23 protein-coding genes and 1 pseudogene are annotated in these 22,739 nt (G+C 36.9%); 18 read left to right on the forward strand and 6 right to left on the reverse strand.

What is annotated here, in order from left to right:
- Nucleotides 1–126 precede the first annotated feature (126 nt).
- The 5 genes from fmt to hemW are packed head-to-tail and all read left to right on the forward strand — an operon-like array spanning nucleotide 127 to nucleotide 4,708.
- Nucleotides 127–1,053 carry a methionyl-tRNA formyltransferase gene (gene fmt, locus LLS04_RS05780; RefSeq protein WP_323610744.1) on the forward strand — a complete coding sequence of 309 codons (927 nt, stop codon included), beginning with the start codon at nucleotides 127–129 and terminating at the stop codon, nucleotides 1,051–1,053.
- Nucleotides 1,050–1,562, forward strand: coding sequence for an ECF transporter S component (locus tag LLS04_RS05785; protein WP_323610746.1), 513 nt, complete (start codon nucleotides 1,050–1,052; stop codon nucleotides 1,560–1,562). Before fmt ends, LLS04_RS05785 begins: the two co-directional genes overlap by 4 nt.
- Nucleotides 1,563–3,365 carry a translation elongation factor 4 gene (lepA, locus tag LLS04_RS05790; protein ID WP_323610747.1) on the forward strand — a complete coding sequence of 601 codons (1,803 nt, stop codon included), beginning with the start codon at nucleotides 1,563–1,565 and terminating at the stop codon, nucleotides 3,363–3,365.
- Entirely contained in the window at nucleotides 3,358–3,618 is a 261-nt protein-coding gene (locus LLS04_RS05795; protein ID WP_323610748.1) for a MagZ family protein, read from the forward strand. Before lepA ends, LLS04_RS05795 begins: the two co-directional genes overlap by 8 nt.
- Nucleotides 3,608–4,708 (forward strand): radical SAM family heme chaperone HemW, encoded by a 1,101-nt coding sequence (gene hemW, locus LLS04_RS05800; RefSeq protein WP_323610749.1) that lies wholly within the window; start codon nucleotides 3,608–3,610, stop codon nucleotides 4,706–4,708. The genes LLS04_RS05795 and hemW overlap by 11 nt, the downstream gene beginning before the upstream one ends.
- A 45-nt stretch (nucleotides 4,709–4,753) precedes the next feature.
- On the opposite strand, the gene LLS04_RS05805 is transcribed toward hemW, so the two are convergent.
- Together LLS04_RS05805 and LLS04_RS05810 are read right to left on the reverse strand one after the other, a co-directional pair.
- Complete coding sequence (locus LLS04_RS05805; RefSeq protein ID WP_323610750.1) at nucleotides 4,754–5,047, reverse strand: hypothetical protein; 294 nt, start codon at nucleotides 5,045–5,047, stop codon at nucleotides 4,754–4,756.
- Entirely contained in the window at nucleotides 5,047–5,898 is an 852-nt protein-coding gene (locus tag LLS04_RS05810) for an NAD(P)-dependent oxidoreductase (RefSeq protein WP_323610752.1), read from the reverse strand. Before LLS04_RS05810 ends, LLS04_RS05805 begins: the two co-directional genes overlap by 1 nt.
- A gap of 67 nt (nucleotides 5,899–5,965) precedes the next feature.
- Here LLS04_RS05810 and LLS04_RS05815 point away from each other — a divergent pair, with 67 nt between their 5' ends.
- The 3 genes from LLS04_RS05815 to pnp all read left to right on the forward strand — a co-directional run bounded on the left by LLS04_RS05815 (nucleotide 5,966) and on the right by pnp (nucleotide 9,182).
- Nucleotides 5,966–6,496: a hypothetical protein gene (locus tag LLS04_RS05815; protein ID WP_323610755.1), complete on the forward strand. Its 531-nt coding sequence runs from the start codon at nucleotides 5,966–5,968 to the stop codon at nucleotides 6,494–6,496.
- Between the two features lie 188 nt (nucleotides 6,497–6,684).
- Nucleotides 6,685–6,951, forward strand: coding sequence for a 30S ribosomal protein S15 (gene rpsO, locus LLS04_RS05820; RefSeq protein ID WP_323610756.1), 267 nt, complete (start codon nucleotides 6,685–6,687; stop codon nucleotides 6,949–6,951).
- A 92-nt stretch (nucleotides 6,952–7,043) separates the two neighbouring features.
- Nucleotides 7,044–9,182: a polyribonucleotide nucleotidyltransferase gene (pnp, locus tag LLS04_RS05825; RefSeq protein ID WP_323610758.1), complete on the forward strand. Its 2,139-nt coding sequence runs from the start codon at nucleotides 7,044–7,046 to the stop codon at nucleotides 9,180–9,182.
- Nucleotides 9,183–9,231: 49 nt separating this feature from the next.
- Here pnp and LLS04_RS05830 read toward each other — a convergent pair.
- From LLS04_RS05830 to LLS04_RS05845, 4 genes and pseudogenes are all read right to left on the reverse strand, one after another.
- Nucleotides 9,232–10,305, reverse strand: a pseudogene (locus LLS04_RS05830) (LLM class flavin-dependent oxidoreductase).
- Nucleotides 10,306–10,447: 142 nt separating this feature from the next.
- Nucleotides 10,448–10,852: an HIT family protein gene (locus LLS04_RS05835; protein WP_123171705.1), complete on the reverse strand. Its 405-nt coding sequence runs from the start codon at nucleotides 10,850–10,852 to the stop codon at nucleotides 10,448–10,450.
- A 42-nt stretch (nucleotides 10,853–10,894) separates the two neighbouring features.
- The gene (locus LLS04_RS05840) at nucleotides 10,895–11,770 is read right to left on the reverse strand and encodes a peptidylprolyl isomerase (protein WP_323610760.1); all 876 of its coding nucleotides are present in this window, start codon (nucleotides 11,768–11,770) and stop codon (nucleotides 10,895–10,897) included.
- On the reverse strand, nucleotides 11,770–12,738 hold the full coding sequence (locus LLS04_RS05845) for a peptidylprolyl isomerase (protein WP_003773110.1): 969 nt from the start codon (nucleotides 12,736–12,738) through the stop codon (nucleotides 11,770–11,772). Before LLS04_RS05845 ends, LLS04_RS05840 begins: the two co-directional genes overlap by 1 nt.
- 151 nt (nucleotides 12,739–12,889) lie before the next feature.
- On the opposite strand from LLS04_RS05845, the gene sufC reads away from it, so the two are divergent.
- The 10 genes from sufC to LLS04_RS05895 all read left to right on the forward strand — a co-directional run bounded on the left by sufC (nucleotide 12,890) and on the right by LLS04_RS05895 (nucleotide 22,712).
- A complete protein-coding gene (sufC, locus tag LLS04_RS05850) occupies nucleotides 12,890–13,705 on the forward strand; it encodes a Fe-S cluster assembly ATPase SufC (protein ID WP_323610761.1) in 816 nt (271 codons plus the stop codon).
- Nucleotides 13,705–14,499 (forward strand): SufB/SufD family protein, encoded by a 795-nt coding sequence (locus LLS04_RS05855; RefSeq protein ID WP_323610762.1) that lies wholly within the window; start codon nucleotides 13,705–13,707, stop codon nucleotides 14,497–14,499. The genes sufC and LLS04_RS05855 overlap by 1 nt, the downstream gene beginning before the upstream one ends.
- A complete protein-coding gene (locus tag LLS04_RS05860; RefSeq protein ID WP_323610763.1) occupies nucleotides 14,487–15,698 on the forward strand; it encodes an aminotransferase class V-fold PLP-dependent enzyme in 1,212 nt (403 codons plus the stop codon). Before LLS04_RS05855 ends, LLS04_RS05860 begins: the two co-directional genes overlap by 13 nt.
- Before the next feature lie 15 nt (nucleotides 15,699–15,713).
- Nucleotides 15,714–16,154, forward strand: coding sequence for a Fe-S cluster assembly sulfur transfer protein SufU (gene sufU, locus LLS04_RS05865; protein WP_323610765.1), 441 nt, complete (start codon nucleotides 15,714–15,716; stop codon nucleotides 16,152–16,154).
- Nucleotides 16,147–17,562 carry a Fe-S cluster assembly protein SufB gene (gene sufB / locus LLS04_RS05870; RefSeq protein WP_323610767.1) on the forward strand — a complete coding sequence of 472 codons (1,416 nt, stop codon included), beginning with the start codon at nucleotides 16,147–16,149 and terminating at the stop codon, nucleotides 17,560–17,562. Before sufU ends, sufB begins: the two co-directional genes overlap by 8 nt.
- Nucleotides 17,555–18,109, forward strand: a complete 555-nt coding sequence (locus LLS04_RS05875) for a 5-formyltetrahydrofolate cyclo-ligase (protein ID WP_323610769.1) — start codon at nucleotides 17,555–17,557, stop codon at nucleotides 18,107–18,109. The genes sufB and LLS04_RS05875 overlap by 8 nt, the downstream gene beginning before the upstream one ends.
- Before the next feature lie 79 nt (nucleotides 18,110–18,188).
- Nucleotides 18,189–19,352 (forward strand): MFS transporter, encoded by a 1,164-nt coding sequence (locus LLS04_RS05880; protein WP_323610770.1) that lies wholly within the window; start codon nucleotides 18,189–18,191, stop codon nucleotides 19,350–19,352.
- A gap of 236 nt (nucleotides 19,353–19,588) precedes the next feature.
- The gene (locus tag LLS04_RS05885; protein WP_323610771.1) at nucleotides 19,589–20,836 is read left to right on the forward strand and encodes a citrate lyase holo-[acyl-carrier protein] synthase; all 1,248 of its coding nucleotides are present in this window, start codon (nucleotides 19,589–19,591) and stop codon (nucleotides 20,834–20,836) included.
- A gap of 14 nt (nucleotides 20,837–20,850) precedes the next feature.
- The gene (tyrS, locus tag LLS04_RS05890) at nucleotides 20,851–22,101 is read left to right on the forward strand and encodes a tyrosine--tRNA ligase (protein ID WP_323610773.1); all 1,251 of its coding nucleotides are present in this window, start codon (nucleotides 20,851–20,853) and stop codon (nucleotides 22,099–22,101) included.
- A 17-nt stretch (nucleotides 22,102–22,118) separates the two neighbouring features.
- On the forward strand, nucleotides 22,119–22,712 hold the full coding sequence (locus tag LLS04_RS05895; RefSeq protein WP_013852715.1) for a membrane lipoprotein lipid attachment site-containing protein: 594 nt from the start codon (nucleotides 22,119–22,121) through the stop codon (nucleotides 22,710–22,712).
- The last annotated feature ends 27 nt before the right edge of the window (nucleotides 22,713–22,739 follow it).

Raw genomic sequence — 22,739 nt, forward strand, 5'->3', positions numbered from 1 at the left:
TTTCCACTATGTGTAAGTTCAGTGATATAAATTTCACATTAGAACGAATAATGTTTTTTCTAAATTTAGAATGAACGATGCACTTGTTTCAAGCACGTGTTATAATATGTGCTAGGATGTGATAATATGCGTGTTATGTTTATGGGAACAACACATTTTTCATGTGTTGTGTTACAACAATTATTAGATGATGGTTATGATGTCGTTGCGGTGGTAACGCAACCGGATCGACCTTTTGGTCGCAAGAAGGTACTAAAAGCGCCACCAGTTAAAGAATTAGCAATCGAGCATCAAATTCCAGTAATTCAACCAGTAAAAATTAAAGAATCAATTGATGATGTTCTAGCGTTTAAACCTGATTTAGTGGTTACTTGTGCCTATGGTCAAATTGTACCGAAAGCAATACTCGACTATCCAAAATTTCTTTGCTTGAATGTTCATGCTTCATTGCTTCCAAAATTTAGAGGCGGAGCACCGATACATTGGTCAATTATTCGTGGTGAAAAAGAGACGGGTGTAACGTTGATGCGAATGGATGTTGGTATGGACAGCGGTGATATGCTTTCATCTCGCAGTGTATCAATTGAAGATCAAGATATGATGGGTGATGTAGAGGCTAAATTAATGGAAGCTTCTAAAGTGCTTATTCGTGAGGATTTAAAATCTTATTTAGAAGGTAAGTTATCGTTTGTACCACAAGATAAAGATCTTGTGACACTTGCTTATACGATTCAACGTGATGATGAGTTCGTTTCATTTATGAGACCTGTTTCAGATGTCTACAACCACATTCGTGGTCTTATTCCATGGCCTGTTGGATATGGTGTCGTGGAAGGAATGAATGTTAAGTTTCATGGTGTGACCATGTGTAGTTCAACGCATGCTTATGAACCAGGGGAAGTTGTATCAGTCGATGAAGATGGACTTACAATTGCTTGTATCGGAGGTACCGTTACTATTACTCTGATACAACCTGCAGGAAAACCGGTAACGTCTGCACATGATTTCGCAAACGGACTTGGTCGAAATTGGAAGGGGAAACGATTTGAATGAGAGAAAACTATGAAATAAAACGTACCCAAACTTTAGTCACGATCGGAATTGTTACAGGGCTTATTGCGACCGTAACATTAATCATTAAGATTCCTTCCGCAACTGGAGGGTATCTCAACTTGAGTGATTTTGTCATCATGGTCTCTCCAATTATGCTTCCACTTGGTGGTGCTATTTTCGCGGCAGGTGTGGGTTGTGCGCTTGCTGATATTGCAGGAGGCTATGCAGTCTACGCGATTTTCTCGCTTTTTATTAAAGCTGGAGAAGTTATAATTATTAAGCTTTTAGAACGCTATCTAGACACACGTCAACGATGGATTCCATTTTCACTTGCTGCACTGTGGATGATGACGATGTATGGGTTTGTTGCGGTTTTCTTAACAAAGAGCTGGCCATCATTTTTTGTGGCATTAAAAGGCGATTTGTTCCAAGGTGTTTTCGCAGTCATATTGGCGACAATTTTTTATCCAAGATTACAAAAACTAATGAAATATTTAAGAGGTAACTAAATGAATCAAAAAAATATTCGAAATTTTTCAATTATCGCTCATATTGACCATGGAAAATCAACATTAGCGGATCGTATTTTAGAACAAACGCATACTGTTGCTCATCGAGACATGCAAGCACAACTTCTTGATCAATTGGATCTTGAACGTGAGCGTGGCATTACAATTAAGTTAAATGCGGTACAACTTGCTTATCAAGCAAATGATGGCCAAGAGTATATTTTCCATTTAATTGATACTCCAGGTCACGTTGACTTCACCTACGAAGTGTCTCGATCACTTGCAGCGTGTGAAGGTGCAATTTTGATAGTGGATGCAACACAAGGTATTCAAGCACAGACTCTTGCGAATGCATATCTTGCAATTGAGAATGATCTTGAAATTATGGTTGTTATCAATAAAGTTGATTTGCCATCAGCAGATCCAGAACGTGTGAAGCGTGAAATTGAAGATGTTCTCGGAATTGATGCAAGCAACGCACCATTAATCAGTGCGAAAACAGGTCTAAATATTGACCAAGTGCTTGAAGGTATTGTTGCGCAAATTCCTGCACCACAAGGCGATGTTGAAGCGCCACTTCAAGCCCTAGTCTTTGACTCAATTTACGATTCTTATCGTGGTGTAATTGCATTTGTAAACATTAAACAAGGTCAAGTTAAAGTTGGCGATGAGATTAAGTTTATGGCTTCAGGCGCAGTGTTTGAGGTTACTGAGTTAGGTGTGCGTACACCTACTGAAATTAAAAAAGATAAACTTGTAACGGGTGAAGTTGGTTGGATTAGCGCAAGCATTAAATCAATTAAAGAAATTGGTGTAGGGGATACAATTACCTTGGCTGATAATCCAGCATCTGTAGCTTTACCGGGTTATCGTAAATTAAACCCGATGGTTTATTGCGGACTTTATCCAATTGATAGTAAACGTTATACGGATTTAAGAGAAGCCTTGGAAAAAATGCAACTCAATGATTCTTCACTTGTTTTTGAACCTGAAACATCACAAGCACTTGGTTTTGGATTCCGTTGTGGATTCCTTGGGTTGCTTCATATGGATGTTATCCAAGAACGATTGGAACGTGAATATCAATTTGATTTAATCGCAACAGCACCTTCGGTTGAATTCCATGTTTTTCTTACAAATGGGGAAATGTTAAAGCTGGATAATCCATCAAAAATGCCGATTTCAAATGTTATTGATCATGTTGAAGAGCCCTTTGTAGAAGCGCAAATTATGGTACCATCTGAGTATGTGGGTGCTGTTATGGAACTTTGTCAAAATAAACGTGGTATTTATGTTGATATGCAAACGATTGATGGTACACGCATGAACATTGTTTACCATCTACCACTTGTGGAAATTGTGTTCGATTTCTTTGATCGACTCAAATCAACAACACGTGGCTATGCATCGTTTGATTACGATTTTATCGGCTACCAACAATCTAATCTTGTGAAAATGGACATTCTTCTCAATGGAGAAATTGTCGATGCTCTTTCCACAATCGTGCATCGTGACTTCGCATTTAATCGCGGAAAAGCGATTACTGAAAAGCTTAGAACATTGATTCCAAGACAACAATTTGAAGTTCCGATTCAAGCTGCGATTAACCAAAAAGTTATTGCTCGTTCTACCATTAAAGCACTTCGTAAAAACGTTATTGCGAAATGTTATGGTGGTGATATTTCTCGTAAGAAAAAACTTTTAGAGAAACAAAAAGAAGGTAAGAAACGCATGAAACAAGTAGGTTCCGTGGAAATACCTCAAGAGGCATTCATGTCTGTTCTATCAATGGATGATGAATAGTCACGTTTATGATCGCATCCAAGCGATGCGTAAACATTTTGGATGGGATAAAACAGACACCATCGAATTTATGACTGCGTGTGTCGTTGAAGAAGCACTCGAACTCAAAGAGAGTTTGGACGATGAAGAAAATTTCAAGAAAGAAATTGCGGATGTTTTAATGTATACGATTTCGATTTGCTTGGATCGAGATTATGATATTGAAGCGTTAATCAACGACAAAATTGATGAGGTGATGAAACGTGAGTACTAAAGCACTTTATGTCCATATCCCATTTTGTGATCATATTTGTGGGTATTGTGATTTTACGCGGTTTCACTACGCGCGACAAATTTCTGATCAATTTATGATTCGCTTGATCCAACAAATTAATGCTTTACCAGGAGATTTGAAGACAATCTATGTTGGTGGCGGTACACCAACTTCTCTTGAAAATGATCAGTTAGAGGCATTACTTAAGGCCTTGAAACCGAAATTAGCGGATGAATACGAATGGACCTTTGAAGGCAACCCAGAAAATCTTACTGAGGAAAATGTACAGATGCTTCATGACTACGGTGTAAACAGAATGAGTTTGGGTGTTCAAACAACTCATGATGACTTACTTGAGAAAATCGGGAGACATCATAAATTCTATGATGTTGAAGTGGGTGTTAAGCTTTTACGAAAGATTGGTATTGAAAACATATCTTTAGACTTAATGTATGGACTGCCAGGACAATCCTTGGCAAGTTTTGAATCATCCATGCGTGATGTTATCGCCCTAAAACCCGATCATGTATCCATCTATGCTTTAACCGTTGAACCCAATTCGTTATTTGGAAGACGTGGTATTCAGCCGGTACCGATTGAACTTGAAACAGAAATGTTTCTTTCTTGCATTCAATTAATGGAAAGTGCGGGCTATGAACAGTACGAAATTTCAAACTTCGCTCTACCAGGATCAAGAAGTCAACATAACCAAGTCTATTGGCGTTATGAAGATTTTTATGCTCTCGGACCGGGATCCAGTTTAAAGCATAATCATCAACGTAAAACATGGACAACAAAGCTTGGAATGTACTTAAAAGAAGATACCTATCATGAAGTCATTGACTTAACACTTGAAGATGAAATGTTTGAGTTTATGATGATGGGACTTCGTCTTAAAGATGGCGTAGCCTATTCAAGATTTCAAGAACGTTTCGGTGTGGAACTGGATGCTGTCTTCGCAGATGCCATTTCAGAAGGTGTTTCGCGAAAACTTCTCTATAAATCAGATGATGTTTTAAAAACCACTTTTGAAGGGTTTGTAATGTTGGATGATACATTACTGCCTTTTATGTCAATTTTAAATGATTAAAAAAACCTGTATGATTCCATCAATTTGGAATTTATACAGGTTTTTTTATAAAGAAACTAATACTAATACAATCGCAACAGCGATTAGTATAAGACACACACTGAGTCCAATCCATATAAGTTTCAAAAATTTTAATTCAAGTGCGTTTACACGCTTTGAAAGATGTTTATAAAGTCCAAACAGTAATGCATTTAGGCTACAAACTAATAGAATAACAAGTAAACTTATATTCATTGGAGTGAACTGTTCTTGTTTTAGATAAATATACATAAAGGCAATGAATGATAAAATTGCGGCTGTGATCGATACTAGAGTATTTCGATTACCTTTAAGCTTCATTATAATTGTTTAATATAATAATCGATAATGGCTTGTGTACCCATCTCGTCATACCCATTCTTACTTAGGGTTTCGTATATCTTACATACACTTTCCACAACAGGAAGGTATAAATTCTCTTTTTCATCCATCACAAGTTTTAAATCTTTGAGGAAATGTTTTAGATAAAATCCGGGTTCAAAGTTTTTTGAAATCATTTTAGGACCATTATTTGCAGCTTGCCATGAGGAAGCAGATCCACCAGTAATAACATTAAGCATGGTAGTCATATCGATCTGATGATGGTGTGCATAGTGTAATGCTTCTGCAGTACCCGCTAGAGCTCCTGCAATCGCTGTTTGATTTGCAAGTTTCGCATGTTGTCCATTACCATGTTTACCCATATAATTAATTGTTTTACCCATTACATTTAGAAGGGGTAATACGTCATCAAAATCCGACTGATCTCCACCCACCATGATTGAGAGTGTTGCGTTTATTGCGCCTAAGTCTCCACCGGTGACGGGTGCATCAAGCATTCTAAATCCGTGTTCTTTTGCATCTCTTGCCAATGATTTCGCAAGTGAAGGTGATGATGTTGTCATATCCACCAAGAGACAACCTGGTTTCGCATGGTTCATGACTTCTTCAAAAACATCCTTTACATCACTTGGATACCCAACAATCGCAAAAACAACATCTGCATCATGCACTACCTCTTCAATCGTTTTACATGCAGTTACCATGGGTTCCATTAGTTTAGCTTTTGAGAATGTTCGATTGTAAACTGAAACTGAATAACCCGCTTTAGCCAAATGCTCCGCCATGGGTTTTCCCATGACTCCTGTACCAATCCACGCTATTTTTTTCATATATACCCTCCTTAAGTAACATTAATTATACCATGCTTGTGCTATAATAATAAAAAAAGGGGGAACTATGAAATATAAAACGATGTTTTTGGGGCTTGTGGTTGTGGTTGCATTCGGAATCATGATTCAAGTGATGAATCCAAGCGCCGATCTTGTGCTTACCAAACACAATACCCTCGCTCTTTCAAAACGCCTTCAGACTCAAGATTTTCAATTAAATCGTGTTTTGATTCGTGATGGTACGATTGTTGAGAATAAAGTATTATTAAATCAAAATCGTCTTCAAGAAGAAAATGACGGCGAAATACGACTCAATACGATTCAGTTTGAGTTATTGCATGATAAGATTGTTTTGGCGCTTGAGATGGCAAATAAGCGGGTTGTAACCGTCGAAGAACAAATTGATATCTCATTGGGTCCCAATTTTTTTCAATTGAATGACAACCTTGAAAGACTTGAATTTGGAGAGACGTATCTTCTTGCGTACGCTTCACAATCAATCTATCCTGATAGTATGACCCTAAGTGATCTATATACGCAGATCACAAATAATTTAAACATGGATGAATTTCTTGTTCTAACACTTCAATTTATTTAGAAATAAGGTGTACGATACATAAGCGAGTGGATAAAGACGTTGTTATATAATCTTGGACAAGGCGGTAAGGAATTTAACTTGCCTAACAGACATCAGTATGTTATTATTTATAGGCTTTATGACTGGGATATCCGTTTCCTCGACGATACTCTCGGTGATGAAGGTCTGAAAAACAGGAGGATACATACATGTTATCAAAATCAGAAAAACAAGCAATCATGACTCAATATGCACGTCATGAAGGCGATACAGGTTCAGCAGAAGTTCAAGTAGCTGTTCTTACAGCAGAAATCAACTTGCTTACAGAACATATGAAAGAACACAAAAAAGATTTCCACTCAAACCGTGGACTTCTAAAAAAAGTTGGACGTCGTCGTAATTTATTAACTTACCTACGTAGCGAAGACATTAACCGTTACCGTGAATTAATCACAAGCCTAGGATTAAGAAAATAATAAAAAACATCAAAAGGAGCAGTTGCTCCTTTTTTGTTATATCAAATATGTATAGAATGTGTTAAAATTGAATAAGATATTGAGGTGAATCTATGAACAAGAGAGTATTTGAATTAGATTTTTGTGGAAAAAATCTAAAAGTTGAAACGGGAGAATTAGCGAAACAGGCTGGTGGGTCTGTTTTAGTGCGTTATGAAGATACTGTAGTATTATCAGCTGCAACTGCAAGTAAGAAAGCGAAAGATATCGATTTCTTCCCACTTACAGTTACATATGAAGAAAAATTATATTCAGTTGGTAAGATTCCAGGTGGATTTTTACGTCGTGAAGGACGTCCAAGTGAACATGCAACATTAACATCACGTTTAATCGATCGTACAATTCGTCCATTGTTTGCGGAAGGATTCCGTAATGAAGTACAAGTTGTAAATACAGTATTATCTGTCGATCAAGACAGCGCACCTGATATGGCTGCAATGTTTGGGGCATCTTTATCATTAATGGTATCGGATATTCCTTTTGAAGGTCCTATTGCTGGAGTTACAGTAGGGTATATTGATGAAACATTTGTAATTAATCCAACACTTGAAGAACAAGCAAAATCAAAAATGCATTTGATTGTTGCAGGTACTAAAGATGCGATTAATATGGTTGAAGCGGGTGCAGAAGAAGTTTCGGAAGAACTCATGCTTGAAGCGATGTTATTTGGTCATGAATGGATCAAACATTTGTGTGCATTCCAAATTGAAATTGCTCAAGAAGTAGCGAAAGAAAAAATGGAAGTTACGCTTTATGAAGTACCTTCTGAAATCGTTGAAGAAGTAGAAGCACTTGTAGGTAAAGACTTACGTGAAGCAGTCGCAATCCATGAAAAACTAAAACGTTATGGCATGATTGATGAACTTGAAGAAAAAGCTGTATTACATTTTGAAGCGAAATCATATGAAACAGAATCTGAAAAAAATAAAACAGTGAAGTACGTAAAAGAAGTAACACACGGCATGGTTGCGGATGAAGTCCGTCGACTCATTTCGATTGAAAAAATTCGTCCAGATGGTCGTGGTGTTGATGAAGTACGTCCATTAAATGTTCAAATTGATTTATTAAGTCGTGTACACGGTAGTGGACTCTTTACACGCGGTGAAACTCAAGTACTCTCTGTTTGTACATTAGGTGCAATGGCAGATACTCAAATAATTGATGACTTATCCGATGTGGATTCAAAACGTTTCTTACATCATTATAATTTCCCGCCATACAGTGTTGGTGAAACAGGCCGTATGGGTGCACCAGGACGTCGTGAAATTGGACATGGCGCTTTAGGTGAACGTGCTTTATCCTATGTAATTCCATCTGAAGAGGAATTCCCATATACAATTCGTTTAGTAGCGGAAGTTTTAGAATCAAACGGTTCTTCTTCACAAGCAAGTATTTGTGCAGGTTCATTAGCACTTATGGCAGCAGGTGTTCCAGTAAAAGCTGCAGTGAGTGGTATTGCTATGGGTCTTGTTCAATACGGAGATGATTATACAATCCTTACAGATATTCAAGGAATGGAAGATCATTTCGGTGATATGGACTTTAAAGTAGCTGGAACTAAAAAAGGGATTACAGCCCTACAAATGGATATTAAGATTAAAGGCTTATCCGAAGACATTTTACGCGAAGCATTAGCACAAGCGAAAACAGGTCGTGCGGAAATGATGGCTGCGATGGATGAAGTAATTTCAGAACCTCGTACCTTTGTTGGTGAATATGCACCTAAGATTGCGCAAATGAACATCAAACCGGACAAAATCCGTGATGTTATTGGTGCAGGTGGAAAAATCATTAACCAAATCATTGAAGAATGCAACGATGTTAAGATTGATATTGAAGATGACGGTCGTGTTGTAATTTACCATACAGATCAAGCGTCAATCGACAAAGCGAAAGCAATGATTGAAAATATCGTTCGTGTAGCTGCTGTTGGAGAAATTTACGATGCGAAAGTTGTACGTATTGAAAAATTCGGAGCATTCGTAAATCTATTCCAAGGTACTGATGCACTCTTACACGTTTCTAAGATGGATCATAACCGTGTCGAAAAACCAGAAGATGTCGTTAAATTAGGAGACATCGTTAAAGTTAAGGTTATGGAAATTGATGAAAAGGGACGCGTAAACGTATCCCGTAAAGCATTATTACCAAAACCAGAAGTTAAAAAAGAAGATGTAAAGTCTGCTGAATAATGAATTAAAGTTAAAAAAACATCAACCACAAGGATTGATGTTTTTTTTGTTATTTATCTTTAAAGTATTCACGAACCGCAGGAGCTACTTGAGTTCCAAACAATTCAATTGCGTGCATAACGTCTTCATGTTCCATGGAACCAATTGGTAAATGGAGCATGAATCGGTTAAGACCGAGATCTTCAATCATTTTGATGAGTTTGGTTGTTACTTCTTCAGGACTACCTACAAACATCGCGCCACCAGGTTCGGTTGCGATATCAAAATCTTGACGTCGATAATTTTGAACCCAATTTGAGCGGTCTTTCGCAATCTGTTCGATCAGCAATTTAGTTGGATAGAAGTATTTATCTTTTGCTTCTTGTGATGTATCCGCTATAAATCCCCAAGAGTGTGCGGCAATTTGCATTTGGTCTTTAGGGTATCCCATTTGTTTTCCAATTGCGTGATAGGCTTCGATGAGTGATTTAAAACGCAAGGGATTTCCACCTATTATTGCATAGGTAATCGGTAATCCTTGGCGGGCAATGTTAACGGTTGATTCCACATTTCCCCCTGTTGCGACCCAGATTGGGAGCTTTTCTTGTACAGAACGGGGGTAGATACCTGTATTATCAAGAGATTGGGTATGATGACCTTCCCAAGTAACTGTTTCATTTTCAACGATAGTACGAAGCATCTATAGTTTTTCTGTAAATAAAGCTTCATAATTCTTTAAATCATAGCCAAATAGAGGAAAGGACTCTGTAAAGGAACCACGTCCTACCATCATCTCCGCACGACCGTTTGATAAAGCATCGATCGTTGCGTATTGTTGGTACGCACGTACTGGGTCAATGGATGAAAGGACCGTAACTGCAGAACTTAAACGAATGTGTTTCGTATTTACGGCACCCGCTGCAAGAATAATTTCAGGTGCAGAAACTGCAAAATCAGATCGGTGGTGTTCACCAATTCCGTAAATATCGAGACCAACACGATCCGCAAGTTCGATCTCTTTTACGAGTTGGCGAATGCGCTCCGGATGAGAAGGGGCAATGCCTGTATTCTCAAGAGGTGTTGTTTCGCCAAAAGTACTGATGCCCAATTCTATTTTCATGATAGTTACTCCTTTTCTAAACATTGAAATACGAATTTAAAATTACCTTATATGATCTAATTTGATTATATACTATGTAAATTATTCTTTTCAATGAGGATGACTTAGCGGTGCCTCATTAAAATAAAAAGTATTGATGTGTTGTGCATCAATACTTTGTTTATTTTTAAAGTGTAACATTTTTTTCTTGAAAGATTTTAAAGACCTCATCAAGATCATGATTTTTTTGAAGGGGTACAAATTTTAATTCATCGACATCGTAGCGTGGAATTACATGCACATGATAATGCGGGACAGTTTGTCCACTTACTTCGTTAGCATTCGTTAAGATGTTAACTCCGGTAGCACCAAAAGTTTCCATAAGTTTAAGTGAAAGCATCTGTGCGGTGCAGTTTACTTTGGAGACGACCTCAGGTGTCGCTGTCAGGACGGATTCTGTTGCTTGCTTTGGTACAACTAAGGTGTGTCCTTGAGTGGCTTGTGATATGTCTAAGAATGCGATGACATCCTCATCTTCCCATATTATTTTCGCGGGGATTTCTCGGTTAATAATTTTTTCAAACAGTGTCATAATAGACCTCCTTTACGATATTATAGCATAAAGAAAAGACGCTTATTTAGCGTCTTTTTCCTTTTGAATATTTAAGTATTGTGGGAATTTCTCGGCAACGGCGTCATAAACGTCTTTGTCGTAAATTTTAAAACCATTGTCAACAAAAAGTTGTGCAAGGTATTTATTTACGATGTCCTTTGATCCTACAAATGCTTCAATGGTTTCATCTTGATATCGACTTGCATCGATTTCAATAATTTGAACAATATATTTACTATCATCACTTGCGTCACTAAGGACACCGGATAATGTTGGTTCAGTTGCATTTTTGAGTGCATCCGCAACTTCTTGAGGATATTGAACCGATTTCAATAAGTGTACTTTAGCACTTCCATCATATGGAGAGCCAGTAACTTTGTAATCTTTTGCGATATCATCGAAGTTTTCACCAGCTTTAATTTTTTCAAGTGCTTCGTCTGCTTTTTCTTGATTCTCTAATTGAAGAATGCGTGCTTTACGCGGTGCATTTTCTGTAGTTAATGCTTCAAAATCAGCAACCATTTTTTCTTTAAGAAGATGTGTCATTTTAAGTTCTGGATAAACAGTTTGTGACATGAATGCATCAACACTCTCATAGCCACTTTGTTTTAAACGTTCCTCAAGTCGATCACCAAAGACTTCTTTAATTTCTTCAAGACGTTTGTCAGCTTCCGCTTTAACATCTTCATCCGCAACATTTTCAGTAATTTTGTTTTGTGCTGACTTAACAACAGTCATTCCGCCATCACTTTGCTTCATAACATCAAAGAGACGCTTAGAAGTAACTTTCTCATTCCCAACAGAGAATATTTCTTCATCTGTGGAAATCATTGCACGTGCATCACTACATCCCGCAAGTATAAGCAATGCGAGGAGTGAAACTAGAAGTTTTTTCATTATTGATTACCTCCTAGACCCATAAATGCCATTAAATCTGCTTTAACGGATTCGTCTGCAAATTTAATATCTAAGCCTTCTGCTTTTTCCCAGATTGCTTGATATTGGATTTTAGGATTATTTGTTGATATTGCTTTTAAGAAATCTTTATCATATTTGATTTCTTCGAAAGAGTCTTGCTGAACTGTAATGCGATGACGACCGTATTGTGAAGTAACCCACCCAGTTGTTTCACCCTTTTTGATACTTGTAGCTCCCTCAATAAATTCAGGAACTAAACTTGATGTTTTATCCATATATCCGAGTAAACCGCCATTTTGGGCAGTTCCATCATCGGAAAATTCCATAGCAACATCACTAAAAGCTTTACCCTCTTTTAAAGCTGCATCAATTTTCTCCATCTTAGCTGTTTCTTCAGCTGTAGGATTTTTTGAATCGTCCATCTTGACAAGGATGTGACTTACAACACGAGGTTGTTTTTCTTCGACAAATGCTTTCGCATATTGATCGTAATTTGCTTCAAGGTAATCACCTAAAATGACATCAAGTTTATTTGAATTTTCGTAAAACTTGTTCATTTCATCAACACCTTTATAACCCAATGAAACAAGTGCCTTATTCAATTGTTCTAACCCAGCTGCACCATTTTGTGCAGAAACATTAGTTTTAACTGTCTCAGCTTCTTCTTTAGATTTCTTAACGATATCTTCAGTTGTTTCCATTGAATCAAGAACAGCACGTTCGAATAACTTGTAAATCTCGGCAGTTCCTTTTGATTCTAAGAGTTCATCATAGTATGCATCTGCAGTATAATCACTCCCAGCAACCTCATATATTACATCTTTACCGTCTACTTTTTTACCGCTCAAAACAGCGTTCATCTGTTCTTTAGTAAAATACCCGATACCGACAATCAGTACCAAACCTATAACGACGACAAACCAATATTTTTTTAAATTGTCAATCATTACAATCCTCCTTTTGTCTCATTAATTATAGGTTATTTAAGGGGTCAATGCAACACGTTACGAATACGTTTCGTGAGCGATGGTCGCCTTATTCGGATTAATCTTGTGCTATAATATATTAATTAAGATATAAGTAGAGGAAAGTGATACTATGGCACAATTAAGAATTGAAAATTTACATGTAGCAATTGAAGGAAAAGAAATACTCAAGGGTGTCAATCTTGTTGTTAATGAGAATGAAATCCATGCAATCATGGGACCCAATGGGAATGGGAAATCAACACTTCTTTCTGCTATCATGGGTCATCCCCGATATGAAATTACAGAGGGAACTGTTTTTGTAGATGACATCAATGTACTTGAACTCGAAGTTGATGAACGCAGTAAGCTTGGATTTTTTTTAGGGATGCAATATCCACAAGAAGTCTCTGGAGTAACAAACTCTGATTTTTTAAAGTCCGCATTGAATGCACGTCGTGATACACCAATTGGTTTATTTGAGTTTGTAAAATCAATGGAAGGTAGTATTGACCGTCTTAAAATGAAAGAGGATCTCGCGCACCGTTTCCTCAATGAAGGATTTAGTGGTGGTGAAAAGAAACGTAATGAAATCTTACAGATGATTATGTTAGAACCGCGATTCGCAATGTTGGATGAAATTGATTCTGGACTTGATATTGATGCGCTTGCATTGGTCGCAAAAGTATTAAAAGAAGAACAAGATAAACAAAAAATGGGTCTGATTATTGTAAGTCACTATGAACGTTTCTTTGAATTGATTCAACCAACCCATACTCATATTATGATTGATGGGCGAATTGTTTTAAGTTCTGATGAGACATTAGTACGTAAAATTGATCGTGAAGGATATGATTGGATCGAAGCAGACATTCAAAAAGAGAAAGATCCCAAGCGCCCAACTGTTCTTGGAACGTGTGCGGTGCGTGAAGCAATAGGTGATAAATAATGACGGCATTTACCTTGATGGAATCGATGAATTCAATCGTACTTGATATTAAAGGTGAAGAAAACGTGTCAATTACCATTCCGAAACAATCAAAGGGAACGCTCTATATTATTGCTAAAGGTAAGGGAACGCTACATCTAACAATCGATGTTTTAGAATATGCAAACTTTAAATATTTATGGATTAATCAAAGTGATGAAGCATTGGTTGTGAATGAGCATATTAAGTTGCATGAACACACACAATTTGTTGCGAATTATGGTGAAATGAGTAAAGGAAACCATCAAAAAAACACACATATTGAGTACCTCGGCATTGGAAGTCATTGCGAATTTAAAGGTGCAGTGATTGCTTTTAATAAGCTAAAATGGACTGTAAAAGCAGATCATCAAGCTCGGAAAAGTTATGCAATGGTTGAATGTAATGCTATCGTCCTTAATAAAGGAAGTTTAAATTTAGAAGTCATTGGTAGTATCTCGAAAGGGAATTCCGGTTCCGAAACGCATCAAATGAGTCGCATAATGAATCTTGGCGAAGAAGTTCATGGTGTTGTCTACCCGATGTTACTAATTGATGAAAACGATGTTGCTGCATCCCATGCTGCATCCGTGGGCCAACCCAATGAAGAACACATCTATTACCTGCAATCACGTGGACTGACACGTGAAGATGCATTACGTCTTATTATAATGGGATACCTCATGCCAATCGTGGATGCAATTGATGATGAGACGATTAAAGCACAACTAAAAGAAGAAATTACGGAGAAGGTGAATACGCAATGGATTCAATAAAAAAAGATTTCCCTTTTTTTAAACATCATCCAGATGTAAGTTATCTTGATAATGCTGCAACTGCATTAAAACCTCAAACTGTGATCGATGCGGTCGTTGATTATTATGAACGCCTAAGTTCCAACATTCATCGAGGCGATTATAATACATCACTTGAAACCAGTGATTTCTATGAAGCAGTTCGAAAGAAAACAGCTCAGTTTATTAAAACAACACCCGATTCGATTATTTTCACATCCGGTGCGAGTGAATCCTTAAACCTTGTTGCAAGTGGATACGCAAAGTATTACCTAAAAAAGGGGGATGTGGTCCTCTTAAATCAAGCAGAACATGCTTCAAATATTTTACCTTGGTATGCTTTGGCTGAGGAAGTTGGTTTTAGTGTTGAATTTATACCTTTAGATGATGCGGGACATATTACACTTGACATGCTTGAAGGTGCATTCCATGAGAACGTTAAAATTGTGTCAATGGCTCATGTTTCAAATGTTTTGGGATATGTTAATGATATTAAAACTTTCGCAAAGTATGCCCATGATCATGGCGCATTATTTTGCCTTGATGCCGCCCAATCAATTGGACATATGCCCATTGATGTTGTGAATTTAGATATAGACTTTATGGCTTTTTCAGCACATAAAATGCTTGGGCCTACCGGTGTAGGGGTTCTCTATGCAAAACCTGAAATTCAAAATAAAATGTATCCCATTTCTCATGGTGGTGGCAGTAATATTCGTTTTGATGCATGTGGCATGGTCGAACTTAAGTCAGGTCCCGCGAAGTTTGAGGCAGGAACCCCAAATATTGAAGGTGTCTTAGGCTTTGGTGCTGCAATTGATTACTTAAATCAATTTGGTATGGATCGTATCCATGAGATTATTCTACCGCTCCATAAGCGTGCTTTGGATGCGTTAAATGCAATGGATCACATTACGGTTTACAATCAACACGCCGATATGGGACTGATCACATTTAGTGTTAAAGGGATTTTTGCTCAGGATGTTGCAGCTTATCTAAACCGCGAAGGCGTAAGTGTCCGTTCAGGTGAACATTGCGCTAAACTAATCAATGGAGCATTGAATATGGAAAAAAGTGTTCGTATCTCATTTTATTTTTATAATAATGATGCGGATGTTACAAAACTGATTAAAGCTTTAGAAACGATAACTTTAGAAAAGTGTATCGACCTTTATTTATAGATTTGGAGTGATAAAATGAATTATTTTGAAGATCCTCGTTTTCTTCGTCAATTAATTATGGACCATTATGAAAACCCACGGAATAAACGTACAGAAGAAGCATATCCAAAAAAACGTGTGAGTACGGATTCATGCATTGATGACTTAACCATTCAAGCATCTATTAAAAATGGTGTTATTGAAGATATTTGTTTTGATGGTCAAGCTTGTACGATTGCGACTTCCGCAGCTTCTATTATGACGGAACTGGTGAAAGGGAAGACTGTAGTAGAGGCTGATAAGATTATTGCAGAATACAATCGTATGATTCACTTGGAAAGATTTGATGAACAACTGCTTCAAGAAGCTGTTGCTTTTAAAAATGTTGGTCGACAAGCGAATCGGATTACGTGTGCAACCTTAGGATGGCGTGGTTTGACGGATATTATTGAAGAAAGTAGGGAGAATGATGAGTGAAGAAAAAATGGCTGATCGCGATCGATTACCTAATGAAGAGTACCAATTCGGATTTCATGATGATGTTGAAGGTGTTGTAGCGTTTGATAAGGGATTGAGTGAATCGGTTGTACGTGAGATTTCACGACTAAAAAATGAACCTGAGTGGATGCTTGAAATCCGTTTGAAAGCATACCAATCGTTTATGGATCAAAAGATGCCTTCGTGGGGTGCCGATCTTTCCAAGGTGGATTTTGATGAGTATATCTATTTCTTAAGAGCTAGTGACCAAGTGGAACGCAGTTGGGATGATGTTCCTCAAGAAATTCGTAATACATTTGATCGATTAGGAATTCCTGAAGCAGAAGCGAAATATTTATCCGGAGTTGCAACACAATATGATTCTGAAGTTGTCTATGCAAGTATGCTTCAAGAAGTAGAATCCAAAGGGGTATTGTTTTTTGATATGGATACAGGATTGCGAGACTATCCAGAGATTGTAAAGCAATATTTTGGGAAACTTGTACCTTATAATGATAATAAGTTTGCAGCACTCAATACTGCCGTATGGTCCGGTGGGTCGTTTATATACATCCCTAAAGGTGTAACACTCGATAAACCACTTCAGTCCTACTTTAGAATTAATGCAGAGCAAATGGGACAGTTTGAACGTACCATGATTATTGTGGATGAAGGTGCAGATGTGCATTATGTTGAAGGATGTACGGCACCCATTTACAAAAAAGATGCGATGCATGCTGCAGTGGTGGAAATTTTTGTACATAAAAATGCTAAGTGTCGTTATACTACAATTCAAAACTGGTCATCGAATGTTTATAATTTAGTTACTAAACGTGCTCAGGTGGAAGCGCATGGAATGATGGAATGGATTGATGGTAATATCGGTGCCTATATTACTATGAAATATCCGTCATGTGTTTTAATTGGAGAATATGCGAAGGGCATGACAATTTCAATCGCAGTGGCAGGTGCTAATCAGTGGCAAGATGCTGGCGCTAAAATGATCCATAAAGCACCAAATACTCAGAGTACAATTATCTCAAAATCTGTATCACGCAATGGTGGTACGGTGAATTACCGTGGGATTGTGCATCATGATAAAAATGCAATTAATGCGAAAACAAAAATAGAATGTGACACCTTAATTCTTGATCAGCTTTCGATGAGCGACACGATGCCTGTGAATGTGGTGGATACGAATGCATCAATTATTGAACACGAAGCGCGTGTCTCGAAAATTTCAGAAGAGGAACTCTTCTATCTTATGAGCCGTGGTTTAAGTGAAGAGCAAGCATCTGAAACCATTATTATGGGATTTTTAGAACCATTTACTCGAGAACTTCCTATGGAATATGCGGTAGAATTAAATCAATTGATGAAAATGGAGATGGAAGGTTCTGTTGGATAAGAAAAAGATTGCTCAAGGTGTCTTAGAAAAGCGCAAGCAATACGATGTGCTCATGCGTGCTCCTTGGGATAAGGCAATTCATAATGCTGTTATTGATCGTTTAGAGGGTCACCAAACCATTGCACTTTATGCCGCATTTAATCATGAAGTAGATACGTATGGTATTATGGAAACGTTATTTTGGGATAAGCACTATACAATTTGTTTACCTAAAATTAAAGGTGATACCATGGAATTTTACGTCATAACATGCTTTGATCAACTACAACCTGGAGTGATGGGGATTTTGGAACCTATAGGTAATCAGAAAATTTCAGCGGATGAAATCGACGTGGTTATCATACCGATGCTAGTATTTAATCAAAACGGTTATAGAATCGGTTATGGTGGCGGATATTACGATCGATTTTTAGCGAAAGTGAGCCCCGTAAAAATCGGAATTGCGTACTCATTTCAGGAAACGGATGTTCTTTTTCAAGAAGATCATGATATCCCTTGTGATGTCATTATTACCGAAAATGCAATTTTTAACCCTAATCAAGATTAGGGTTTTTTTATAACTTAATTGGTGTAAACTTTAGGAAATTAAATGCTATAATGATGTCTAGAGTATATGAGGTATAAAAATGTCTAATAAAACAAAAGTTTTTAATTTTAGTGCTGTCATGTTTTTGATGTATGCTTCACATGGATTGTTGTTTCCACAGGTTGTGCCGTTTTTAACGCATCTTGGTTATTCGGCATCACAGCGGGGACTCATTCTTTCTTTTCTTGCTATTATTGCGATGGTAGGACAAATTCTATCGGGATATTTGTGTGATCGATATGGGACGATTAAACGTTTCTTTATTTATGGAACTTTTATCCTTGCGGCAACAGGAATGCTTTCCTACAGTGTTAATATTCATAATTTTTATTATCACTTCTTTTTAGTAGGGACGATGGCAGGTACTGTCCGAATTCTCTCTAATTTATTTGAAACATGGGTTCTAGAGGTTGATGGGATTTATCATCAGTTTAGTTTTATTCGAAGCTTTGGTTCACTTGGGTGGGCCTTAGCCTCTCTTGTATCAGGTTTTTTTATTCATCGCTATGGTTATCCATCACTGGGTTATCTTTCAGGGATTATGAGCTTTGTTGTCATTTTCTATTCCTTCAAGCTTGAAGATGCCACAAAACAAAAAAATGATAATGTTGCGACTGCCTTAAGATTAAAAGATTTGAAAGTTCTTTTTACCAATAAACGTTACATGTATTTGGTTGTTGTGTTTACATTGACATATTTTGTTATGAATGTAGACTCGATTACGATTACAGACTATATCTTTCATCTTGGTGGGAATGCGCAAGATGTTGGTGTCAAATGGTTTGTGGAAGCATTAAGTGAAATTCCACTCATGTTAGTAGGGGGAACGCTCCTAAAGAAATATGGTGGAAAGAACCTGATGGTTTTCTCCAGTATTGTTATGATTATACGTATGGTAACGTATGGGATGGCAACTTCGGTGTTTCAAATTATCGTACTTTCAACACTTCAAGCGATTACGTTCCCATTAATACTTGTTGCACAGAAAGATTTAATTTTTAGAGAATCACCAAGTCACTTACGATCGACTGCACAAATGTTTTCAATCTCAATGAGTATTGGATTCTCTGCGATTATTACACCGCTTGTATCTGGAATACTTGTCGAACGCATGCCTATACAAATCGTTATCTTTATTTTTGGAGTAATCATGATCATTCCGACTATCATGATTTCAATCTTTAAACCAGCTCACACAAATTAACACAGTTTCTGCGAATTCTTACCACAATGTTTTTGTATTCTATATACGTAAACAAATTGTTTACAATGACTATATTTTCTTCTCCTTAAAAATAAATATGGTTACAGATTTCCCTTGTTAAATAATATTTTTCCGAAAAAAAGGCGTATTGCCTTTTTTTTATGGCTCTTTGAGTTTTACATTACCTTAAACGATGATTTCATGGTAGAATATTATATGTTGAAAGAGGTATTATTATGAATATTGTTCAATTAACATCTGAATCAATTCGTGAGTTACGTGAGAAGCGTAATGGTATCATGAAAAGTATGATTGAAGGGCAGGATGGTTCCCTCCTTGTTTTAGGTGGGTCTTTTGCGGGGGAAGAACGCCAACGTAACATTGTGTCTTATGCAGTATTCACCATCTTTTTTGAGCTTTGGGAACGATTTAATATGGAGTCTTGGTCGTATACGTTTGATGAAGAAGGTCTTATGTTCTACATCAAGCTTGATGAAAGCGCAAAAACGGTCAAAGATATTTTGGTTCACTACGAAGATCACCATCCATTAGGTTTTGCAATTGATAGTGATGTATTCGATTGTGATCAAAAGTGGACCCGTGAGGCGCTGGGTTATAAAAATAGACTTGATGATTATTATAAGTCCTCGCTTGAAGAATTGATGAATGATATTGTAGAAGATTCAAAATACATTGATAATTATACAAAACGTGTTGAAGGTTATATTGTAAAAGGTGATAAACAGACAATTCTGTCAAACATCTTAGTTTATGGTTATGTGAGTTCATTTACAAAAACAATGGGATTTGGTATGTATGGCCCGAATTATCGTGGCAGTAATGAGCAAATGAATTTTGAAAAATTTATTCATCTTGTTCGTACTTACAAAGATGAAATGCAACGTATTTTTTCTGTTAATAGCACAAGTACGGTTGATATTGCCCGATTCCAAAATGAGGTTGAAACAAAAATTCAACGTTCCGTTTTAAATCAGCAATCCTACCACTATACCGTATTCATTACCAGCACAGTAATGTTTGCATTTATAAATTCACGCGGCTATGCGGATATAACAAAACAAATTAAAAAAATCGGTGAGGGGTTCACTCAAAATAATATGTTTACTGAGGAACCGAAGCGATATGAGATTTTAAACAATGGTATGCGTGAAGTGTTTAACCAATACGTACCATTTTTACAAAAAAACAAATCGATTACATCAACACTTCTCTATATTATGAGTCGTCATGATGATCAAGCGGTTTTAATGCATAATGGTGAGCAAGCATTATTAAAAACACAGTTTTTAGCTAAGAACTTGATTTTTAAAGAAGATAAGTGGGCTGAGCTTGATAAGTTTTGTGCTTCAGGATATATCTATCCCCATGATGCAACAACACTTCTAGCAGTCACATGCATGCTGGATATTATGCAACGTTATTATTTAAAAATTAAAATGTTATTTGATACACAAGAAAAATAAAGGTGGAAAAGAAAATGAATTTTTTAGAAGAATTAAACTGGCGTGGTCTTGTTAAGGATGTTACCAATTATGAAGCGTTGGAAAAACGATTAGAACAACCGATTACGCTTTATTGCGGGTTTGATCCAACTGCGGATTCACTCCATGTCGGTCATCTTCAACAATTAATTTTATTAAAACGTTACCAAATGCAAGGTCATAAGCCTATTGCTTTAGTTGGTGGCGCTACAGGTATGATTGGTGATCCACGTCCTACTACAGAACGTTCAATGCTTAATGATGCGGATTTACAAAAAAACGTAGATGGAATTGGAGCGCAAATTGAACGTATTCTATCAAGTGATAATAACCCAGTAACAATCGTAAATAATCGCGAATGGTTGGGAGGTCTAACAGTTTTAGACTTCTTACGTGATTATGGTAAATTCTTCAGCGTAAGTAACATGTTAGCCAAAGATACCATTGCGAAGCGTTTAAGTACAGGAATTTCTTTTACGGAATTCTCTTATACAATTCTACAATCCATTGACTTCTTACATTTATACAAAAACTATGGTATTGAGCTTCAAATTGGTGGTTCGGATCAATGGGGTAACCTTGTAAGTGGTGCGGACTTAATTCGTAAGGTTGAAGGACCGGAAGCAGAAGTGTTTGGTATTACATCGCACTTAATTATGAAGTCTGATGGTACAAAATTCGGTAAGAGTGAAGGACAAAATATCTGGTTGGATGAAAACCGTACGGATGCTTATAGCTTCTACCAATTCTTTATTAATACAAGTGATAACGATGTTATTGATTTCCTAAAACGTCTTTCATTCAAGAGTGTTGAAGAAATCCAAGCAATTGAAGCTTCATTTATTAAAGAACCTCATTTAAGACTTGCGCAAAAAGAACTTGCGAAAGAATTAACGGAAGTGGTTTTTGGTAAAGAAGGTCTTGCGATGGCAGAACGTGTAACCAATGCACTCTTTTCTGGAAATGTTCAAGAGTTAACTGTTGATCAAATCCGTCAAGTATTTGCAGACAGTGCGTCCATCGAAGTATCCGCAGATGAAAATATTGTTGAATTACTCGTAAATACAAAAGTATGTCCAAGTAAGCGTGAAGCACGTCAACTGATCGAAGGCGGTGCAATTCGCGTTAATGGTGAAGTTGTAAATGATACAGATTTTGTCATTTCGAAAGATAATGCAATTGGTAAAGAAGTAACAGTGATACGCAGAGGTAAGAAAACGTATCATATCTTTAATCACACAAACTAAATCGTAAGAGGTATAATATGAAAAAACTATTTTTGGTACTCTTGAGCATGTTTTTATTAACAGGATGTTCAGTGAATGAAAAAAAACTCTATACTGAAAAACTTAAAAGGTATGAGTCTTATTGGAATGCAATTAATGATAATGACCGCTTCGTAGAGTCATCTCGATTCTTTGATATTTCCGCTACAATCGAAAAACATGAAGATCTCTATGTATATGGTGTTGTTGTTGATAAACCGAAGATTGCGATGTATGGCGTTGAAATTGTTGTATTAGAAAACAATGAAGATTACCATGCCGATAAAATGATGCCAACCGCGGGTATTTTTGATTCTGAATATAATTTAGTACCAGGTCAAGTACGAAAAGATCGCAACTATATGGGTGGTATCAGTCTCGCAGGGGAAGTTGATGTCCCTGAGGTAACGCTGAATGTTCTTGTTTCATGGCGTAATAATACAAAACTTGAAACACAACGTGAATTTGTTCAGTTTAAGTTGAAATATGAGGAACCGAAAAAAGAGGAATCAAAGTCCAATAAAACTGATTCAAAAAAAGAGGAACCTAAAAAAGAAGAAGTAGTAGATAAAACCGATAAAGACGATGAATAGCGTTACGATTTAATGTATTGAAAAACC

Origin of the sequence: Erysipelothrix enhydrae (assembly GCF_035066605.1) — a bacterium.
In the GTDB taxonomy this organism is placed as follows: Bacteria; Bacillota_I; Bacilli_A; order Erysipelotrichales; family Erysipelotrichaceae; genus Erysipelothrix; species Erysipelothrix amsterdamensis.

Bases quoted from the DNA above. Each gene is read 5' to 3' on its own strand.
- LLS04_RS05855 (WP_323610762.1), top strand. From the start codon at position 13,705: ATGACGGCATTTACCTTGATGGAATCGATGAATTCAATCGTACTTGAT.
- tyrS (WP_323610773.1), top strand. From the start codon at position 20,851: ATGAATTTTTTAGAAGAATTAAACTGGCGTGGTCTTGTTAAGGATGTT.
- LLS04_RS05805 (WP_323610750.1), bottom strand. From the start codon at position 5,047: ATGAAGCTTAAAGGTAATCGAAATACTCTAGTATCGATCACAGCCGCA.
- sufU (WP_323610765.1), top strand. From the start codon at position 15,714: ATGAATTATTTTGAAGATCCTCGTTTTCTTCGTCAATTAATTATGGAC.
- LLS04_RS05810 (WP_323610752.1), bottom strand. From the start codon at position 5,898: ATGAAAAAAATAGCGTGGATTGGTACAGGAGTCATGGGAAAACCCATG.
- LLS04_RS05845 (WP_003773110.1), bottom strand. From the start codon at position 12,738: ATGATTGACAATTTAAAAAAATATTGGTTTGTCGTCGTTATAGGTTTG.
- pnp (WP_323610758.1), top strand. From the start codon at position 7,044: ATGAACAAGAGAGTATTTGAATTAGATTTTTGTGGAAAAAATCTAAAA.
- LLS04_RS05815 (WP_323610755.1), top strand. From the start codon at position 5,966: ATGAAATATAAAACGATGTTTTTGGGGCTTGTGGTTGTGGTTGCATTC.
- rpsO (WP_323610756.1), top strand. From the start codon at position 6,685: ATGTTATCAAAATCAGAAAAACAAGCAATCATGACTCAATATGCACGT.
- LLS04_RS05795 (WP_323610748.1), top strand. From the start codon at position 3,358: ATGAATAGTCACGTTTATGATCGCATCCAAGCGATGCGTAAACATTTT.
- lepA (WP_323610747.1), top strand. From the start codon at position 1,563: ATGAATCAAAAAAATATTCGAAATTTTTCAATTATCGCTCATATTGAC.
- fmt (WP_323610744.1), top strand. From the start codon at position 127: ATGCGTGTTATGTTTATGGGAACAACACATTTTTCATGTGTTGTGTTA.
- sufB (WP_323610767.1), top strand. From the start codon at position 16,147: ATGAGTGAAGAAAAAATGGCTGATCGCGATCGATTACCTAATGAAGAG.
- LLS04_RS05895 (WP_013852715.1), top strand. From the start codon at position 22,119: ATGAAAAAACTATTTTTGGTACTCTTGAGCATGTTTTTATTAACAGGA.
- LLS04_RS05880 (WP_323610770.1), top strand. From the start codon at position 18,189: ATGTCTAATAAAACAAAAGTTTTTAATTTTAGTGCTGTCATGTTTTTG.
- LLS04_RS05860 (WP_323610763.1), top strand. From the start codon at position 14,487: ATGGATTCAATAAAAAAAGATTTCCCTTTTTTTAAACATCATCCAGAT.
- LLS04_RS05835 (WP_123171705.1), bottom strand. From the start codon at position 10,852: ATGACACTGTTTGAAAAAATTATTAACCGAGAAATCCCCGCGAAAATA.
- LLS04_RS05840 (WP_323610760.1), bottom strand. From the start codon at position 11,770: ATGAAAAAACTTCTAGTTTCACTCCTCGCATTGCTTATACTTGCGGGA.
- sufC (WP_323610761.1), top strand. From the start codon at position 12,890: ATGGCACAATTAAGAATTGAAAATTTACATGTAGCAATTGAAGGAAAA.
- LLS04_RS05785 (WP_323610746.1), top strand. From the start codon at position 1,050: ATGAGAGAAAACTATGAAATAAAACGTACCCAAACTTTAGTCACGATC.
- LLS04_RS05885 (WP_323610771.1), top strand. From the start codon at position 19,589: ATGAATATTGTTCAATTAACATCTGAATCAATTCGTGAGTTACGTGAG.